Origin of the sequence: Rhodococcus sp. 05-2256-B1 (assembly GCF_002258465.1) — a bacterium.
Classification (GTDB): Bacteria; Actinomycetota; Actinomycetes; order Mycobacteriales; family Mycobacteriaceae; genus Rhodococcoides; species Rhodococcoides fascians.
Genome location: NZ_NOZA01000034.1, coordinates 1 through 16,852, shown reverse-complemented (window position 1 = coordinate 16,852; position 16,852 = coordinate 1). Strand labels below are relative to the sequence as shown.

16 protein-coding genes and 1 pseudogene are annotated in these 16,852 nt (G+C 63.8%); 10 read left to right on the top strand and 7 right to left on the bottom strand.

Going from position 1 to position 16,852, the window contains the following annotated elements; translation table 11 throughout:
* Window positions 1–40: 40 nt before the first annotated feature.
* Window positions 41–649 (bottom strand): pentapeptide repeat-containing protein, encoded by a 609-nt coding sequence (locus CH285_RS23385; protein WP_032366683.1) that lies wholly within the window; start codon window positions 647–649, stop codon window positions 41–43.
* Window positions 650–682: 33 nt separating this feature from the next.
* Between CH285_RS23385 and CH285_RS23380 the strand changes: the two genes are divergently transcribed.
* The 4 genes from CH285_RS23380 (at window position 683) to CH285_RS23365 (ending at window position 3,603) form a co-directional block, all read left to right on the top strand.
* Entirely contained in the window at window positions 683–1,147 is a 465-nt protein-coding gene (locus tag CH285_RS23380; protein ID WP_179271319.1) for a tRNA (cytidine(34)-2'-O)-methyltransferase, read from the top strand.
* A gap of 43 nt (window positions 1,148–1,190) precedes the next feature.
* Complete coding sequence (locus CH285_RS23375) at window positions 1,191–2,063, top strand: SDR family oxidoreductase (RefSeq protein ID WP_057474257.1); 873 nt, start codon at window positions 1,191–1,193, stop codon at window positions 2,061–2,063.
* A gap of 28 nt (window positions 2,064–2,091) precedes the next feature.
* Entirely contained in the window at window positions 2,092–2,559 is a 468-nt protein-coding gene (locus tag CH285_RS23370; protein WP_032390007.1) for a MerR family transcriptional regulator, read from the top strand.
* Window positions 2,560–3,048: 489 nt separating this feature from the next.
* Entirely contained in the window at window positions 3,049–3,603 is a 555-nt protein-coding gene (locus tag CH285_RS23365; protein ID WP_176458500.1) for a DUF6764 family protein, read from the top strand.
* A 26-nt stretch (window positions 3,604–3,629) separates the two neighbouring features.
* On the opposite strand, the gene CH285_RS23360 is transcribed toward CH285_RS23365, so the two are convergent.
* On the bottom strand, window positions 3,630–4,388 hold the full coding sequence (locus CH285_RS23360; RefSeq protein ID WP_094642950.1) for an SDR family oxidoreductase: 759 nt from the start codon (window positions 4,386–4,388) through the stop codon (window positions 3,630–3,632).
* A gap of 71 nt (window positions 4,389–4,459) precedes the next feature.
* Between CH285_RS23360 and CH285_RS23355 the strand changes: the two genes are divergently transcribed.
* The 4 genes from CH285_RS23355 to CH285_RS23340 all read left to right on the top strand — a co-directional run bounded on the left by CH285_RS23355 (window position 4,460) and on the right by CH285_RS23340 (window position 7,943).
* Entirely contained in the window at window positions 4,460–4,783 is a 324-nt protein-coding gene (locus tag CH285_RS23355; RefSeq protein ID WP_032393319.1) for a winged helix-turn-helix transcriptional regulator, read from the top strand.
* Between the two features lie 114 nt (window positions 4,784–4,897).
* On the top strand, window positions 4,898–5,149 hold the full coding sequence (locus CH285_RS23350; RefSeq protein WP_094642949.1) for a hypothetical protein: 252 nt from the start codon (window positions 4,898–4,900) through the stop codon (window positions 5,147–5,149).
* A gap of 159 nt (window positions 5,150–5,308) precedes the next feature.
* Complete coding sequence (locus CH285_RS28495) at window positions 5,309–6,913, top strand: HNH endonuclease signature motif containing protein (RefSeq protein ID WP_141214956.1); 1,605 nt, start codon at window positions 5,309–5,311, stop codon at window positions 6,911–6,913.
* 76 nt (window positions 6,914–6,989) lie between these two features.
* The gene (locus CH285_RS23340; RefSeq protein WP_032365671.1) at window positions 6,990–7,943 is read left to right on the top strand and encodes a methyl-accepting chemotaxis protein; all 954 of its coding nucleotides are present in this window, start codon (window positions 6,990–6,992) and stop codon (window positions 7,941–7,943) included.
* A 35-nt stretch (window positions 7,944–7,978) separates the two neighbouring features.
* Here CH285_RS23340 and CH285_RS23335 read toward each other — a convergent pair whose 3' ends face one another.
* Both CH285_RS23335 and CH285_RS23330 read right to left on the bottom strand, forming a co-directional pair.
* Window positions 7,979–8,908 (bottom strand): SDR family oxidoreductase, encoded by a 930-nt coding sequence (locus CH285_RS23335; RefSeq protein WP_094642947.1) that lies wholly within the window; start codon window positions 8,906–8,908, stop codon window positions 7,979–7,981.
* A 111-nt stretch (window positions 8,909–9,019) separates the two neighbouring features.
* On the bottom strand, window positions 9,020–9,859 hold the full coding sequence (locus tag CH285_RS23330; RefSeq protein ID WP_032384021.1) for a helix-turn-helix transcriptional regulator: 840 nt from the start codon (window positions 9,857–9,859) through the stop codon (window positions 9,020–9,022).
* Window positions 9,860–9,924: 65 nt separating this feature from the next.
* On the opposite strand from CH285_RS23330, the gene CH285_RS23325 reads away from it, so the two are divergent.
* Window positions 9,925–10,650, top strand: coding sequence for an SDR family NAD(P)-dependent oxidoreductase (locus CH285_RS23325; protein WP_094642946.1), 726 nt, complete (start codon window positions 9,925–9,927; stop codon window positions 10,648–10,650).
* 19 nt (window positions 10,651–10,669) lie between these two features.
* Here the strand turns inward: CH285_RS23325 and CH285_RS23320 are convergent, their stop codons facing one another.
* Both CH285_RS23320 and CH285_RS23315 read right to left on the bottom strand, forming a co-directional pair.
* Window positions 10,670–11,170 carry a metallophosphoesterase family protein gene (locus tag CH285_RS23320; RefSeq protein ID WP_032374686.1) on the bottom strand — a complete coding sequence of 167 codons (501 nt, stop codon included), beginning with the start codon at window positions 11,168–11,170 and terminating at the stop codon, window positions 10,670–10,672.
* Between the two features lie 54 nt (window positions 11,171–11,224).
* Complete coding sequence (locus CH285_RS23315) at window positions 11,225–14,500, bottom strand: error-prone DNA polymerase (RefSeq protein WP_094642975.1); 3,276 nt, start codon at window positions 14,498–14,500, stop codon at window positions 11,225–11,227.
* A gap of 127 nt (window positions 14,501–14,627) precedes the next feature.
* Between CH285_RS23315 and CH285_RS23310 the strand changes: the two genes are divergently transcribed.
* Complete coding sequence (locus CH285_RS23310) at window positions 14,628–16,757, top strand: MMPL family transporter (RefSeq protein WP_032387027.1); 2,130 nt, start codon at window positions 14,628–14,630, stop codon at window positions 16,755–16,757.
* Here the strand turns inward: CH285_RS23310 and CH285_RS23305 are convergent.
* Window positions 16,754–16,852: pseudogene (locus CH285_RS23305) on the bottom strand (IS481 family transposase); the annotation flags it as partial. The gene CH285_RS23310 and the pseudogene CH285_RS23305 overlap by 4 nt on opposite strands.

The following is a 16,852-nucleotide window of genomic DNA, read 5'->3' as shown; positions in this document are numbered from 1 at the left end:
GTTCTGTCGGCCCGGCGGCGCGCCGGGCCGATCACCGCGGTCAGCTCTCGACGATCAGACCCTGCGCAGCCGCGAAGGCCACTGCTTGCATCAGTTCGATCTTGGCCCCGCGCACCCCTGCGCCGACCCACAGCGACGCATCGACGACGGCTCCGCGCAGGTCCGACTCCTCCATTTTGGCACCGACGGTTCGTGCGCCCGCGAGATCGACGGACCGCAGCACCGCTTTGCGAAGATCGGTCGAGGTCAGGTTCGCCTCCCGCATCCGACATCCGGTCAGATCGACGCCGCGCAGGTCGGCATTACCCAGCGAGGCCAACGTGAAATCGACTTCGTCGTAGGTGGCCGGACGCATGCGAGTGTCCACGAACACCGATCCCATCAACGTCGAGTGACGGAAGACGCTGTGCTGCAGGTTGGTTCGAGTGAACGTGCACGATCGAAAGGCCGAGTTGGTGTGCACCGAATCCGTGAGGTCGGTACCGGTGAAGTCGCATTCGGTGAAGACGACCGAGTCGGTCCGCACATTGCTCATGTCCGCGTCACGGAAGGTGCACCGGACGAACTGCCTGCCCGACCACTCCCGCCCGTCGAGTCGAGAATCCGAGAAATCTTCGCCGATGGTCTGTTCGTCGTCCACCTGCCCCATCCTCCCCGGGCTCGTGGTGGCAGAGTGATCCGGGTGTTTCGACTCATGTTCTTCGAGCCCCGGATTCCGCAGAACACCGGCAATGCGATTCGCCTCGTCGCCGGCACCGGATGCGAACTGCATCTCGTGGGCCCCCTCGGGTTCGACATGTCCGAACCCAAGCTCAAACGTGCGGGATTGGACTACCACGACCTCGCGTCGGTCACCGTGCACCAGAACCTGCCGTCGGCGTGGTCCGCACTGGCCCCGGAACGGGTCTTCGCCTTCACCGCGCACGCAACACGCTCCTACGCCGACGTCGCCTACCAACCCGGTGACGTCCTACTGTTCGGACCGGAACCCACCGGACTCCCCGACGACGTCTTGAACGACCCCCATGTGACCGATCAGCTGCGCATCCCGATGATCCCCGGACGCCGATCACTCAACCTGGCGAACGCCGCAGCAGTGACAATGTACGAGGCCTGGCGCCAACACGACTATCAGGGCAGCGTCTGAACGATTTGCGTTCGAGTGCGCTCGAAGCCATAGCTTTCCGTTCATGACACAACCGCTCGGACAACGGCATTGGCTCATCACCGGAGCATCCTCCGGCCTGGGTCGGGCGCTCACCGTCGCCGCCCTGGAGGCAGGCGACACCGTCGTCGCAGCGATGCGGCGACCCGAACGTCTCGACGACCTGGTTGCCGAGAACCCGGAATCCCTACTGACCATCGCCTTCGACGTCAGAAACACCGAATCCGCGCCGACCGTCGTCGAGGCCGCGATCGGCCGGTTCGGACGCGTCGACGTACTGGTGAACAACGGAGGCGTCGGGCAGATCGGTGCGGCGGAGGAGATAGACGACACGCGATTGCGCGACATGCTCGAACAACACGTGGTCGGGCCTGCTGCTCTGGACCGCGCAGTCCTGCCTCACATGCGAGAACGGAGCGCGGGAACAATCGTGCAGATCAGCAGCCAGGGCGGCCGCGTCTCGTTCCCGGGTGCTGGCTCGTACTCTGCAGGTAAATTCGCGCTCGAAGGCTGGTCGGAAGCCCTTGCCGGCGAGGTTGCTCCGTTCGGCATTCGAGTTCTTATCGTCGAACCGAGTCGGTTCAGGACCGGGTTCAACAATGCCGATGTACTCGAGATCGCAGACCCCATCGATGCCTACACCGCAGTGTTGGGCGCGCTCAGAGTCGACATGCTCGACGTCGACGGATGGCAAGAAGGCGATCCGGCCCGCGCCGCGCACATCATCCGCCGACTGGTCGACGCTGAATCCGCTCCCTTGCGCATCCCACTGGGGCGAGAAGCGGTTCGACGGCTACGCGAGTCGTACCATCGGGAACTCGACTCCTTGAACACACATGCCGAATTGTCCGCAAGCGCGGATTTCCCCGGTGTGCCCGAATCCGTCCGTCCGGTATGACTGCCCAGGTAGGACTATCTTCCCTCTCATGTCGACGAACGAATTGATGAACAGGGCGCTGTCGGCGGCCGTGGACTCGGCTGCGCCCCTGAAGGTGGAGCTGCTGCACGACCTGATCGAGCCGTCGGAACTGCCCGAACCGCTCGGTATCGCCGAGGTAGCCGAACTACTCGGCATCTCCACACACACGCTGCGGTACTACGAGCGATGCGGCCTCATCGACGTCGATCGCGACGGACTCGAGCACAGACGATACGATTCCGCGGCCGTCCGTCGATTGGTGTTCCTGACAAGGATGCGGCTCTCGGGTATGCCCATGCGCGACCTCCGGAGATACGTCGCGCTGGTCGACAGCGGCGACCAGACTGTCCCGGAACGACTCGAGATGCTCGTCGCGCATCGCGACGCTGTTCACAAGCGCATCCGAGAACTGCAACTGTCTCTCGTGGCAACCGAGTACAAGATCGCAACATACGGCGGCGCCACGGGTCCGTGATCCGGGTGAAACAACCGTTCGGCCCGGTGGGCATGTCTGCGTCCTCGCACGTCAAATCGATTGTGAGCGTCGACAAATCGATCTGGTCGGAACGGCACCTGCGCTGTGAGACCCAACTATCGAGCCGCGTCCGACGGCTCGCCAGCCCTCCGATAACAATTTCCTTTCGTTCGGCGGTCGCCCGGGCATGCCGACTCGGAGCATCGCCACCCGCTTCGGACACCGGCACCGAGCCGACAAACAAGCCCCAATCATGAACTGACGGAACGGAATCGACCGGACTGCGCGCGTAGAACCTGGGCAGTACAAAGGCGGTAAGAACCGGCTCGACCGATACCGCAGGGGTCCGAGAAATCGGACTTCTACGACGATTCATCTCGCGATGCCATCGGCACCGTTACACAATCTGTGTCTGCTTGCTGTCACGGACCCCCGGAGCGGGGTACCGTGTGCCGCACCGACCCGTTTCGCTCGTGAAGGAGCTTTCTGTTGTTCTCTGTTTCCCTGCCCCGTACGGTTTCTTCCAACTCCTCCTCCGCGCGAACGTTCAGTCGGTTCGGTAGTCGAATCGCCCGCACCGCAGCTATTTTCGCCATCGGATCGGGCCTGACGGCGGCCGCCTTCGCCGGCACCGCCACCGCGTCGGCGGCACCGGTCACATGCGTGTCGCCGCCCTCGGCCAACGACATCCAGGTGAGTGACACAGCGAGCTGCGGAGCCACCTCGAACGGACCCGGAACCGCCACCGCCGGTGCCGCTGACAGCGGAACTGCCGTCAGTGTCAACGACGGGCCGGGCGCAACCAACACCTACGCCAACGGTTACGGTGTCGCGCTCGGAGCAAGCAAGAACGCGGGCACGGCATACGCGCTCGCACTCGGCGGCGGAATCGCGCACTCGTGGGCAGATGCCGGCCAGATGACCCTCGCGGTCGCAGGATGGGGATCCGGTGCCACATCCGAGGCACGAGGCGTCGACTGCGTAGGGCCGCTGTCGTTGGCACTGAACCTCACGAGCGGTCAGTTCTGCGTTCTCGGTAGCTGATTCTTCATCCGATCGAGCGGAGCCGACTACCCCGACACGGACCCGTCGAGGTAGTCGGCTCCACCGACGTAGACAGTCCGGCCGGACTTCTCGATGGGTCCGATTGCAGCCTCAGTCACAGCCGACGCGAACTCCGCAATGGTCGGGAGCGCACCCTGCGCGGTTCGCGCAGCGACTGAGTCCGGATTACGGCGTTCGAGCAGGGTGACCACGATCGTGCCCTCGATCATGTCCCCGGACACCACGACCAATTCGATTCCCCGAGAATCCAATTCAGGAATCATCCCACGCAGTGCATCCTCCCCCGCCCGTTTGCTCGCAGCAACGGGTTCGTATTCGACGGGGACCGGTTTCTTGCCGTGAAAATGCGCCTGGTGGCTGGTGAGGAAGACGATCCGCGAGCCCGGCTCCATATGGGCGATACTCGCGCGAGCCAACGCCACCTGCGCGTCGCGATTGATACTCATCGCGTAGTCGGGTTCTGCACCGAACTCCAGGCCACCCGAGGCATTGAGAACCAGAACGTCGATTGCGCCGAACTCGGCAACGACAACGTTCAGCATGGCGTCGATCGCGTCAGCGTCGGTGACGTCGGCACCCACAGGAAGTGCTGTGCCGCCGCCCTCCTCGATCGCGCGCACCACGGCCTCGGCTCGACGCTTCTTCTCGCGGTAGTTCACCGCGACCGCAGCACCGAGAGCACCCAGCTGCAATGCAGTTTCTGCTCCGATTCCCCGAGATGCGCCGGTGATCAACACCGTCTTTCCATCCGCCCGCCCGGTCATTCGTTCTCCACTCCTCGCAGTGCTTCGAATTTCGAACTGCTTCGATTTTCGAACCACTATGATGAGTCGAGATGGAAAAGGCAAACGAACCGCGCCGTGCCATGATGGCCGCGCTCGACCTTCTGGGGCAGCGCTGGAACATGCGCATCCTGTTCGAGCTACGCAGCGGACCGCTCGGCTTCCTCGAACTGAGGCGACGCACCGACGACATATCCTCGAGCGTGCTCGCCACCCGGCTACGCACTCTCGTCGACGCACGAGTGCTGGCGAAGGGCCCTGATGGCTCTTACCGTCTCACCGAGATCGGTGACGAACTCGGACCCGCACTCGAACCGCTGTGGCAATGGGCACAGCGATGGAACGAGGACAGCGACCACACCGATCACCGCATGTAACCAGTCTCGGCAAGTGCTCAACGGGCACCTTTCCATTCTTGTCGGTGGGTCGAGATACTCTTTCTTCAGTTCGAACGCATGTTCTGAACTGGGGGTCACCGGGGGGGGTGAAAAATGGCTGCGCCAGTGGTGTCGTTGGATGCGTTGATCGCTGCCGCGCGGGAAGAGAATCGGCATGCGGCCCGAAAGATCGCTGCCTGCTACGACTTCCACCTCACCTGCATCGCGCAGGATGCGAAGCATCGGCGGTACAGCCGGTACGGACGCACCGAACTCGCTGTCGCGTTGGGATGCTCGGCGACGGTCGCCGAGGCCTACATCTCTGCCGGGGTTGCGCTGCACACCCGCATGCCGAAGCTCCGGTGAGAGTTCGAGGCCGGTGAGATCGACTTCGCGCGGGTTCGGGTCGCGTGCCGGATTCTCGACAATCTGTCCGACGCCCTCGTCGACCTCGTCGAAGGCGACGTCGTCGAGGCCGCACGTCGCTTCTCACCGGGGCCGTTGGAAAAGGAGATCTGGGAGATTTTGCTGCGCGTCGCACCGGAGGAAGCAGCAGCGTTGCGACAGTTCGCGAAGAAGTTCCGCAATGTTTCTTATGCCCCAGCTGGGGAGTTGGCGCGGATCCGAGCGGAGTTGACCGCCCCCGAAGCGGCGGCGGCATGGCAGTTGCTCGAGGAGATGGCCGACACGGTGTGTGTCAAGGATCCGCGCGGCAAACAGGAACGACTGTGCGATGCGTTCATGGCGCGAATGCACGGAGAACCCCGGCTGACATGCCTGTGCCAACGCGCGGGCTGCCCGAAGAAAGATGCAGAGCTGCCGGATCGTCGGGTGCCGTTGACGATGGTCACTGTCGACATCGCAACTCTCATCGGACTGTTGGCAAATCCTGCGTACTTGGCTGGGCAGGGATCCATCGACCCTGATCTGGCACGAGAGTTGGCGCGCAACAGTCAGTGGCAGATCCTGCTCACCGAAGCAGTCACCCTCGCCGAGACACTCGGACTGGCGGTGCAGAACCCGGAAACCGGGGAATGGGAACGACGCTCCGCTGAACCCACAGACACCACAGACACCACAGACGAGCCGAACAGGGCAGACCCCGAGCCTGCACAGCCGAACTCGGCAGAATCGAACGTAGCCGAATCGAACGCGACGGAATCGAATACACCTCCAGCGCATGCGGATACACGCACCGACACAGGCACCAGCACCGCAACACGCTCAGCAGCGCCGACGGACAACGCAACGGAGAAGTCAGCGCCAGCGGACACGGCAGCACCGACAACTCACACCGACAGCGCGACCAAGAATGCAACCGACAATGCAGAACGCGTGGACGATGCAGGGCCGGGTCCGGGTTCGGCTGCTGCACAGACCGATTCGACGACTGTTTCGACACCACCTGAGCCGACCGTTGATGACGACACCCGGCAACGACGTCGGAATGCCCTCGCCTCCGCAGCGGCACTGTTCTGTACTCACACCCCAATCGGCCGGGGCGCACGGCACAGCTCTGCCCTAGACCTACCCTCGATGATCCGGTCGAACCGCCGCATCATGCACACACCGGCAGGCATCTACCTCGGCAATGCGTCCCTCGCCGCAGCACTCGAAGCCGCCATCGCCGCCGACCCCACTCTCGGAACATCCGTCGGGCGCGACCCACTCACCGACCGAGCCCTGATCTACAGACCCGACGCCCTCACCATCGCCGCCGTCCGACTCCGCGACCGCCACTGCCGCTTCCCCGGCTGCCACCGACCCGCCGCACGCTGCCAACTCGACCACGTGATCCCGTTCGACCACGCCAACCCACTCGGCGGCGGCTGGACCACCGTCAACAACCTCCAATGCCTCTGCGAATACCACCACAGCGTCAAAACCGCAGGCTACTGGACCGCCGTCATGCTCCCCGGCGGCGCCATCCTGTGGACCTCCACCTCGAAGACCACCCGAATCACCCTGCCAGCCAACGGAACCACAGTACCCATCATCGGCAACGACCTCCGGCCACACATCCCCACCCAACCCAGACGATCAGGCGTCATCGCCTACCCCGACCCACCCGACAACCCGACCCCCGAGCCAGAACCGACCAACGAAGAAGACGAGGAGCCGCCCTTCTGAGTATCGGTGCGCTCTTCGGTGCCTACTCGTGGCAGCCTCGCGAATTCTGGTCGCTGCCGACCGGCATACTCGATCCATGAGGTATTCACGTGCGCACACCCGCCCGAGGGCGCTGTCGTTGCACGGACGGATTCGAGTGTTGACGATGAGCCTGGCCGCGCTCGCCGTTGCGGTCAGCGCTCTGGCGATCTACCTCGTCGCAGAGCAGTCGCTTCGCTCGCAGATCATCGACCGTGTCGGCCGAAACAGCGATGCGCTGATCGCCAGCGCAGCGTCGGGAGTGCCGGCCGATCTGTTCGGGTTCGGGATCGAGGACACAGAAGGAACCGCGGTCAAAGTTGCGTTGATGACCACCGATGGCACCTTGGTATCCTCGTCCAACGGCACCTACCCCTTCACCAACTCCGATGGTGGGCTCGACGATCCGGAGAAGGCGGTCACCGAGGGCCGCACCGATCGGTCACTGCGGGAGGTTCGCGGCTACTACATCTCCGCCGAGCGCACCGATTCCGGTGAGACCATCATGGTGGCCGAAGCCCTGAGCGGTACCTCACCACTGCTCGGAAAACTCACGCTTGCCCTGATCCTCGTCGGGGCGTTCCTCGTCGCCCTCGCTGGTGTGGCCGGCGCAGCCGTCGCTCGCACCGGCCTTCGTCCGGTCAGACGGTTGCGCGCCGGAACGGAACGAGTGGCCAGGACGGGTGCCTTCGAGCCCATCGACGTCAACGGAGACGACGAACTGGCCTCTCTCGCCAACAGTTTCAACGAGATGCTGGCTGCGCTCTCGCGGTCGCGGGCACGACAGGGACAGTTGATTGTCGACGCCGGTGCCGAACTGATGGAACCGTTGACCGCTCTGCGCACCAACATCGATCTGTTGATGTCCCTCGACGGCCCGAATGCCCCGGTCATGCCCGACGAGCAACAGGACCGACTGCGCGTGGAGGTCATCGAACAGATGGACGTCATCATCGGACTGGTGCACGACTTGGTCGACCATGCCAGAGAGCCCGCACCGACCCAGCAGTGAGAACCCAGCAGTGGGCACCGAGCAGGGCCCGCGACTCAGGATCCGAGTCGTACACCGGTGAGAACCTCGGATGCGTCCCACAGACGTCGCGCATCGTCCATGCTGCGCAACGGCTTCCACATGGAGACCTCGGCCGGCGGACCACCGATCAGGCGTCTGGGTCCTACGAACTGGTCGCCTCGCGACAATGTTCCCGCTGCTGCCACCACAGCCGGCTGCGCGGCGCTGTCCACGCTCCCCGCAATCCCGACGCGAGCCAGAACGCTGATCAGCCCGCGGCCGGCCGAATCCTTGGGTCGTCCCAGGCCCGGTTGAGCCGCAAGCAGATTCGTCGGGGAGATTCCGGGATGCGCCATGTTGCTGGTGATTCCCCACCCGCCGGCCCTACTGCGCGCCTCGAGCTCACGGGCGAACAGCCCCACAGCGATCTTGGATTGGCTGTAGGCCTTCATGACGTCGTAGGACTGCTCCCAATTCAAGTCGTTCCAGTTGATGGCCCCCACGCGTGCCGCGATGCTGGTCTGGTGAGTGACCCGTGCTGCGCCTTCTCGGAGCAGTGGGAGCAGGCCGAGGGTGAAGGCGAAGTGACCGAGGTGGTTCGTACCGAATTGCAGCTCGAACCCGTCCTGGGTGACCTGCCGCTGCGGCGGTTGCATGACACCGGCGTTGTTGACGAGAACGTCGATCGGTCGGCCTTCCGACAAGAACTCGTCGACCGATGCGCCAACGGAGGTCAGTGACGACAGATCGAGGAGCCGAGTGCTGACCTTCGCGTTCGGCACGGATGACCGAATCGATTCGACTACCCGCTCTCCCTTGGCGGCTGAGCGCACGGGCATGACGACCTCGGCTCCCGAACGAGCGAGAGAAGTCGCAATCACCGCGCCGAGACCGTCACTCGCTCCGGTGACGACGGCACGCTTTCCAGTGAGATTCCTGATCGATGTATCTGCGATGCGGGCCATTGTGAGCTCCTCGGCTGTAGTGATCGAGCGATTTGGATGCGCTGACATCCATGGTCGTGCCACACGCCGCTCTGATCCAGGACTTGCCGATCCACTGATGAGCAGACCTCGTCAGGTCAGTACGTCAGTACCGACAACCGAGAGCAGTTCCAATCTTGCATAGCTCTCGCTGCCCGGCACGGCTGTGTACACCAGCAGTCGATGCGATTGCTCGGGGTCGAGCAGCGTCTGACAATGCAGCTCGATCTGGCCGACCGCCGGATGGATGAAGGTCTTGAACTCGGGGGGACGAACACCCACTTCGCGCCGCTCCCACAACACTCGGAATTCCTCGCTGGACGCTTGGAGTCGAGCGGCCAGTCGAGCCGCCTGTGAGTCCGGGCCGCGCAGGGTCGCGACTTCCCGTAAACCCGAGGCGTATGCCCTCGACAGCAAGGCGCGATCTTCGAGCGGATAAGACTGCTGGACAGCAGGATCGGTGAACCAGCGATATCCGAGACTTCTATCCGGCCCGGTCCGGTGCGTTGCGTCTCCGGTCAAGGCTGCTGCCAGAGGCGTCTGTCGAAGGGTCTCTCCGATCTCGGAGATGATCTCGGCCGGCGTGTCGTGCAGGCGATCCATGATGCGCAACAGGCCAGGGCTGACGTGCTCGCTTGCCGCACCGCGTACCGGTGGACTCTGGCCGGCCAAGCGGAAGACGTGGTCGCGCTCGTCCAACGACAGGTGCAGACCCTGCGCTATCGACGCGATCATCTGCTCCGATGGAGCGGGGCCTGTTCCGCGCTCGAGGCGCGCGTAGTAATCGGTCGACATGTGGCACAGGCCGGCTACTTCTTCCCGGCGCAGACCCCGCGTTCGACGCCGTTGTCCACGCGGAAGTCCGACATCCTCGGGCTGTAGCGCCTCTCGGCGCTGCTTGAGAAAAGCGGCCAATTCCGGTCTGTCGATCAACAGAACCCTCCTCTGTCGTGCGTTGCCCGCCATTGTGCTCCTTCGGTACTCGCTATTGTCGAACGATGAATGCCCCTTTGACGATCGTGACCGGCGGCAGCCGCGGAATTGGAGCCGCAGTATCTCGGCGACTCGTGGCCGATGGGCACGACGTCGTGATCGCCTACCGCTCCGATTCTGCGGCCGCCGACGCAGTGGTGAACGAACTGTCGAGCGCCGACCGAACGGTCGTCGCGATACGTGCCGACACCACTGACGAGCGGTCGGTGATCGATCTGTTCGCTGCTGCTGCCGAGATCGGCACTGTCACCGGATTGGTGAACAACGCCGGATCGGCGCGTGCAGTAGGGACACTTTCGAACAACGACATCGAGACGATCAGGGCAGACTTGGACGTCAACCTGCTCGGCGTCCTGACCTGCTGCAAGTACGCCATACACGCGATGGCCGACCACGGCGGTGCCATCGTCAACATCTCCTCCGCGGCAGCCACCATCGGAAGTCCCGGTATGTACGTGCACTACGCCGCGGCCAAGGCAGCCGTCGACACCTTGACGGTCGGTCTGTCCAAAGAGCTTGCCGCGCAGAACATTCGTGTCAACGCCGTCGCGCCGGGAGTCATCGAGACCGAGTTTCACAAAGACCGTGAGCGACCACGGAAGATGGCGTCGAGCATCCCCCTCGGCCGCCCTGGAGTACCCGACGAGATCGCCGGCGCGGTGTCGTGGCTGTTGTCCGAGGATTCGCGCTACGCCACCGGAACGGTCGTCAGAGTCGCAGGCGGAATGTGACGGACACTCGGCATGCCGATCAGCGAGGCGGAAGTCGATGCAGCTCGACGTCTGTCAGCTCGCCGCCATCGGCAACGGCGGTGAGGTAGGTACAGAACGGCTGCCGACGCCGGTCCGTCGGAGATCCGGGGTTGAGCAGCCGTAGACCGTTGTCGGCCGTCGTATCCCACGGAATGTGACTGTGTCCGAACACGAGGACGTCGGTATCGGGGTATGCGGTCGCCATCCGGCGCTCGCGTCCTGTCGCGGCTCCGGTCTCGTGGACGACGGTGAAGCGCACGCCGCCGAGTACCACGTCGGCACGTTCGGGCATGACCGCACGCAGCTCGTCGCCGTCGTTGTTTCCCCAGCAGGCGACCAGCGAACGAGATCGCTGCGAGAGTGCCTCGAACGTCGCGAGATTCACCCAATCGCCGGCATGGATCACCACATCGGCGTCGTCGACGGCGGCCCACACCTGATCGGGCAGCACTTTCGCTCGGGTGGGCAAGTGAGTGTCCGCAATGATCAGTAGCTTCACGCCTCGATTCTGCACCGGCGTCCTGCTCGATGACGCGCGGGCAGGCCGAGTTCATCAGCGAAAGTCTCTGGATCGGGACGCAACTCGCAGATCCATCAATTGCAGATGGTCTGCCACCACGGTCACCGCCCCCTCGGCATTCTGCACTTTGCCTCGAATGAGCAACGCCGGAGCGGTGATTGCGAGTTTGCGGTACTTCGCCCACAACCCCACCGAGCACACGACGTTGACCATGCCGGTTTCGTCTTCGAGGTTGATGAACGTGACGCCTCCCGCGGTTGCCGGACGTTGACGATGCGTCACTGCACCGCCGACGAGGACCCGGTCGCCATCGGGGATCTTCAGCAGCCGATTCGCGGGCACCACGCCGAGGGAATCCAGCCGATCCCGGAAGAACTGAGTGGGGTAGGAATTGGGTGACACTCCCGTTGCCCAGACATCGGCCGACGCCAGATCGAGGTCCGTCATACCCGGCAGCGCAGGCGCTTTCGTCGATGCGCCGACGCCGGGGAGCAGACCGGGCCGCTCCCCCGCGGCCGCTCCGGCAGCCCACAACGCCTCTCGACGAGTGATGCCGAAACACCCCAGCGCGCCGGCCGTGGCCAGTGCTTCCGCTTGCGCCACCGACAGTTCGACGCGTCCCGTCAGATCCAGAAACGAGGTGTACGGCCCGTGTGCGTCTCGCGCATCGACGATCTTCTGGGCAAGTGTCGTCCCGATGAACTTCACGTCCGCCAAACCCATGCGGATCTCGAGACCGTCTGCCTCGAGATTTGCATGGCCGAGGCTGGCGTTGACGTCGGCACCGTGCACGACCACGCCGTGCCGTCTGGCATCGGCCACCAGAGACTGAGGTGAGTAGAAGCCCATCGGCTGAGCACGAAGGAGACCAGCACAGAACGCCGCCGGATGGTGCAGCTTGAACCACGACGAGTAGAAGACCAACGAGGCGAAGCTCTGCGAATGGCTCTCGGGAAAGCCGAAGTTGGCGAACGCCGAGAGCTTTTCGTAGATTCGATCCGCGGCTGCACCGGTGATGCCGTGCAGATCACGCATTCCGTCGTAGAACCGTCCACGAAGCAATTCCATCTTCTCCGGAGACCGTTTCGATCCCATGGCGCGACGCAGCTGATCGGCATCGGCGGCGCTGAAGCCCGCGACGTCGATGGCCATCTGCATCAGCTGTTCCTGGAACAGCGGCACGCCGAGAGTTCGATCGAGAGCTTTCTTCAGCGACGGATGATCGAAGGTGACCGGTTCGAGTCCGTTGCGCCGCTTGACGTACGGGTGCACCGAGCCACCTTGGATGGGACCGGGACGAATCAAGGCGACCTCGACGACGAGATCGTAGAAATTACGCGGCTTGAGCCGCGGAAGAGTGGCCATCTGGGCCCGCGACTCGACCTGGAACACACCGACCGAATCGGCCCGTTGCAGCATCTCGTACACCGCATGTTCGGACAGGTCGATCGAGGCGAGGTCGATCTCGATGCCCTTGTGTTCGGCGACCAGGTCGATCATGTAATGCAGAGCCGAGAGCATCCCGAGCCCGAGCATGTCGAACTTGACCAAACCCACTGCGGCACAATCGTCTTTGTCCCATTGCAGCACACTGCGATTCTCCATCGTCGCCCATTCCACCGGGCACACGTCGGCGATCGGTCGGTCGCAGATCACCATTCCTCCCGAATGGATGCCGAGGTGACGCGGAAAGCCCTCGATCTGACGCGCGAGGTCGAGAACGGAATCGGGGATCCCGTCGCCGTCCTGATCGCCGATTCCGGACCACCGGGTGATCTGCTTGCTCCACGCGTCCTGTTGCCCCTGGGAGAACCCGAGAGCGCGAGCCATGTCTCGTACCGAGGACTTCCCGCGATAGGTGATGACGTTGGCGACCTGAGCGGCATGGGTACGGCCGTACTTGGCGTACACATGCTGAATGGCCTCTTCCCGCCGATCCGACTCGATGTCGATGTCGATGTCGGGGGGTCCGTCGCGTTCGGGTGCGAGAAACCGCTCGAACAGCAACTTGTTGGCAACCGGATCGACGTTCGTGATTCCGATGGCGTAGCAGACGGCCGAGTTCGCCGCCGAACCTCGCCCCTGGCACAGAATGTCGTGGGTCTTGCAGAAATGAACGATGTCGTGCACCACCAGGAAGTAGCCAGGAAATTCGAGCCGCTCGATGATGTCGAGCTCGTACTCCAACTGCGAATATGCAGCCGGGTTCGCCGACTGCGGGCCGTACCGCCGGGCAGCACCCTCGAACGTGAGCCCCCGCAGGTAACTGATCTCGGTGTAACCGTCGGGCACCTCGAACGGTGGGAGACGAGGCGCAATCAGTTTCAGATCGAACGTGCATTCTCGACCCAGTTCGACGGCACCGCGCACTGCACCGGGATAGTGCTCGAACAGCTCCGCCATCTCCGCCCCCGACCGCAGATGTGCACCACCCGTCGGTGCCAGCCACCCTGCCGCCTCGTCCAGACTGCTCCGGGCACGTACCGCAGCCATCGCCATGGCCAACCTTCGGCTACGTGGACTGGCGTAGTGCGCCGCCGTGGTGGCGATCATCGGCAGACCGTACCGGCGAGCCAGCGCCGCGAGAGCGTCGTTGCGCTCATCGTCGTCGGCAGTACCGTGCCTGGTGAGCTCGACGGTGACGCGCTCGGCCCCGAACCGATCGACCAGATCACGCAGCGCGAGATCGGCCGCCTCCGGCCCACCCCGCGAGAGTGCTTGGCGAACATGCCCTTTGCGACAACCGGTCAGGATCTGCCAGTGCCCTCCCGCCGATTCGGTGAGTTCGTCCACGTCGTACCGCGGCTCACCCTTGACTCCGCCGGCCAGATGCGCGGCCGCGATCCGACGCGACAGCCGCCGATACCCTTCCTGTCCACGAGCGAGCACCAGAAGATGCGTACCGTCGGGATCGGTCGCTCCGGCCCTGGACCGGTGGGTGTCGAGTGACAGCTCGGCACCGAACACTGTTCCGATGCCGAGGGCTCGTGCTGCCTCGGCGAAACGTACGACGCCGTAGAAGCCGTCGTGGTCGGTGATCGCAATGGATTCGAGTCCCAGACGCACCGCTTCCTCGACCATTTCCTCCGGCTGCGATGCTCCGTCGAGAAAGCTGAACGCAGAATGCGCATGCAGTTCTGCGTACGGTGTCGACGGCCCCACCGAATCGAGCCGGCGACCCTGGTAGGCGTCGCGTTTGCGCGACCACGCCGGGCTGTCGCCCCCATCGCCTTCGACGACCGGCTTGGGGCGCCCGGAGAGGACTCGCTCCATTTCCGACCAGGTGGGCGGCCCGTCGTTCCATCCCATCGAGACCACCTCCTTCACACCGTCACGCAGATCGTCGAACACTTGTTCTAATGAGAACACGAGGGTCCGACACGATCAACTACAGTCGAATCGCTACTCACCCCTTCCACAGAGCCGGAGCACAGTTGTGACGCGTTGGGCATCGTTCGTCGTATCGCACAAGCGATGGGTGCTCGCCGTCGTCGTCGCGGTCGTAGCCGTCGGCGGCGTGCTGGGACTGGGCGTCTTCTCGAAACTGAGCGAGGGCGGATACGCCGACGCAGGCAGCGAATCGTCACAGGTCGCGCGGCTGGTCCAAGGCATCGGCCAACCGACCCCCGACATCGTCGCGATCTACACCGCACCCGACGGACGCACGATCGACGACATCGGACCACAGGTGCAGTCGACACTCGACGAATTCCGCAGCCGCTACACCCTCGGAAACGTGAACTCCTACTGGACCGCGGACCCGGTGACCAAGGAATTCCTGGTCTCGAAAGACCGAACCAAGGCGCTGGTGACCATCTCCCTGGGTGCGAAATCGGGAGTTACGTTCAACACGTTCGGTGAGCTACCTCCACAACTCGTCGTCCCCGGCATCGAGTCGCAATTCGCCGGCGCATCGGTCGTGGGAGTCTCGCTCAGCCAAACCCTCGAGCGAGACCTCGTGCGCTCGGAGATCATCGCCGTCCCCATCACACTTCTGCTTCTCGTCTTCATCTTCGGTGGCGTGATCGCCGCAGCGGTACCGGTGTTCGTCGGAATTCTCAGTGTGCTCAGCTCGCTGGCAATCCTGCGGGTGCTGACCGAATTCACCGAGGTGAGCTCGTTCTCGATCAACGTTGCGTCGTTGCTCGGCCTCGGCTTGGCCATTGATTACGGACTGTTCATCGTCAGTCGATTCCGCGAGGAACTCCGCACCGGGTCGTCGTCGATGGAGGCGACCGTACGTACCGTGTCCACTGCGGGCCGCACCGTCGTCTTCTCCGGACTGCTGCTGATCTGCGCGTTCGCGGGCATGCTGGTCTTCCCGCAGGCGGTGATTCGATCCCTCGGTTTCGGTGCCATGGCCGCGGTGGCCAGCGCCGCCCTGCTGTCCCTGACCGCGGTGCCCGCCCTGCTCGCCCTTCTCGGCACTCGCATCAACTCCTGGACCTGGTCGCGTACCGCCTCGGACCGCAGCGACGCACGCGCACACAAGTTCTGGGGTGGTGTCGTCACCCGAGTGATGAAGAATCCAGGAATCGTCGCCGCCGTCATCGTCGCGGGCCTGCTGATCGTCGCCACGCCGATTCTGAAGGTCTCCCTGGGGGAGGTCGACTACACGGCACTACCGAAGAACGACCCGGCACGGGCAGCCTTCGAAACCCTCGCCACCGACTTCGAGTCCACCGGCGACGGTGCCACCGTGGTGCTGCGGGGTCTCGACGGCGTCAAGCCTCAGGGCCCGCCCGTTGCGGAACTGACCGCAGCGATGAACGCCACCCCCGGCGTTGCCCGAGCCGAATTCCTCGGATCCAAGGACGATCTGGTGGCATTCCAGGCGTCCTACAGCGAACCCAGCGACGGAACGACCGAGGCTCGGTCCCAATCGAATGCGGTGACTGCCCTCCGCGCGATCACTCCACCGGACGGAACCGAAATCCTCGTCGGCGGCGGACGCGCGAACGTCGACGACGGTAATGCCGCGATAGCGAAATGGCTGCCGGTGATGATCGCGATCATGGTGATCTCGACGTTGGTCCTGCTCTTCCTGGCCTTCGGCTCGATAGTGCTGCCGATCAAAGCAGTTCTCATGGCCGGGCTGAGCCTGGCAGCGACCTTCGGAGCACTGACCTGGGTGTTCCAGGAAGGTCACGGTGCAAGCCTGCTGGGAGTGACGCCCGGTCCGCTCGAGTCGACCTTCGTCGTACTCATCCTCGCAGTCATCTTCGGCCTGTCGACCGACTACGAAGTGTTCTTGATGTCTCGGATGGTCGAAGCGCGCTCGGCAGGTGCTTCCACCGAGGAGGCCGTCATTTTCGGAGCCCAACGCACCGGACGCATCGTCACTGCCGCGGCCCTGATCCTGATCGTCGTCACCGGAGCATTCACGATCTCGGGCCTGTCGATCATGAAGTTCCTCGGCTTCGGCGTGATTCTGGCGCTGATCATCGACGCCACCATCATCCGCATGCTGCTGGTGCCCTCCTTGGTCAAGCTCATGGGCGAAGCCAACTGGTGGGCCCCGGCGTGGATGAAGAAAGTGCACGAGAAGGCCGGTATGGGGCACTAGCTGTTCTTCCCGGGGACGTTGTGGACGGTCAGTCGCTCGATGGGTGACTTGCCGCCGATGCCTGTGTGGGGTCGGTGGTGATTGTAGTGGTGGAT